This window comes from Massilia glaciei (genome assembly GCF_003011895.2).
Lineage (GTDB): Bacteria > Pseudomonadota > Gammaproteobacteria > Burkholderiales > Burkholderiaceae_D > Telluria_A > Telluria_A glaciei.
In genome coordinates, this window is the sequence record NZ_PXWF02000230.1 from 1 (window position 1) to 1,742 (window position 1,742).

Genomic DNA, 1,742 nt, shown 5'->3' on the forward strand with positions numbered 1-1,742 from the left:
CAGGCCGAGCTCCTCGAGGTCGTTCTTGTCCCACTGGATCACGCTGCGCTCGGGCATGGCGGCGTTCTCGATCGGCACCAGGCGCGACAGCTTGCCCTTGGCGATCACGAAGCCGCCCGGATGCTGCGACAGGTGGCGCGGAAAGCCGAGCAGGAGCTGGGCCAGCGCGGCCCACTGCCGGGCCGGCGCCGATTCGGGGTCGAGCCCGCTCTCGGCGAGGCGCTTGAGCAGGTCGCTCTTGCTGTCGAACCAGTGGTGCGTCTTGCTCACCTTCTCGACCAGAGCGAGGTCGATGCCGAGCGCGCGCCCGCTGTCGCGCAGCGCGCTCTTGGGCCGGTAGCTGATGACCACGGCGGCCAGCGCGGCGCGGGCGCGCCCGTACTTGTTGTAGATGTACTGAATCACCTCCTCGCGCCGCTGGTGCTCGAAGTCGACGTCGATGTCGGGCGGCTCGTTGCGCTCCTTGGAGATGAAGCGTTCGAACAGCAGGTTGCCGCGCGCCGGGTCGACCTCGGTCACGCCCAGGCAATAGCACACGGCCGAGTTGGCCGCCGAGCCGCGCCCCTGGCACAGGATGCCCTGCGAGCGGGCGAAGCGCACGATGTCGTAGACGGTCAAAAAATACGGCTCGTAGCGCAGCTCGCCGATCAGTCCGAGCTCGTGCTCGATCTGCGCCTGCACCTTGGCCGGGATGCCCTCCGGGAACCGGTGGTGCGCGCCGATATAGGTTTCGGCGCGCAGGTAGCCGACCGCGGTCTGTCCGGGCGGCACCAGCTCGTCGGGGTATTCGTAGCGCAACTCGTCGAGCGAGAAGGTGCACAGGCGGGCGATGCGCACCGTCTCGGCGAGCGCCTCGGGGCTGTGGATGTTGGCCAGGCGCAGGCGCGCGCGCAGGTGCTGCTCGGCGTTCTGGGCCAGGCCGTAGCCGCACTCGGCGACCGGCTTGCCGAGCCGGATCGCGCTCAGGGTGTCCTGCAGCGGCTTGCGCGAGCGCACGTGCATGCACACGTGGCCGAGCGCGGTCACGGGCAGCTTGTGCTGCCAGGCGACCTCCTCGATGGTGGCGCGATGGGCGTCGTCGAAGGCGCGGTGCAGCAGCGTCAGGCCGATCCAGGCGCGCCCCCCGAAATGGGCCGACATCCAGGCCGCCTGCGCGTGCAGCCGGTCGAGGTCGGCCGCGTCGTGCCCGGGGTAGGCCGGCAGCAGGATCGCCAGGCAGTCGGGCAGGCCCTTGAGGTGGGCGAACTCGGGCGCGGGGTCGGCGATGTCGGCCGGGTGCAGCAAATAGGTGCCCTTTTCGCTGCGGGTGCGCCCCAGCGTGATCAGTTCGGACAGGTTGCCGTAGCCGTTGCGGTTGCGGGCCAGCGCGATCAGCGACAGCGCCACCCGGCCGTCGGCCTGGCGCAGGTGGAAATGGGCGCCGACCAGCAGCGGCAGGTTCGCCTTTTTGGCCTCGGCATGGGCGCGCACCACGCCGGCCAGCGAGCACTCGTCGGTGATCGCGAGCGCCGAGTAGCCCAGCTGGACGGCGCGCGCGACGAGCTCCTCGGCGTGCGAGGCGCCCTGCAGGAAGGTGAAGTTGGACAGGCAGAACAGCTCGGCGTAGTCGGGCAGGCCGGCGGGAAAGCCCGCGGGCTGGCGCTCCGGGCCCGGCGCCTGCGGCAGGCTGGACGGGGGCAAGGTGTGTGACATGGGGCAATAAACTACTGTACAAAAACAAGGGGTATCCATTTAGCTCCAGT

1 protein-coding gene is annotated in these 1,742 nt (G+C 69.9%); it reads right to left on the bottom strand.

The genetic code is table 11. The features are described 5' to 3' along the window. The coding region (locus tag C7C56_RS14095) for a PHP domain-containing protein (RefSeq protein ID WP_146204481.1) at positions 1–1,692 on the bottom strand (1,692 nt) is incomplete at its 3' end. Positions 1,693–1,742 lie beyond the last annotated feature (50 nt).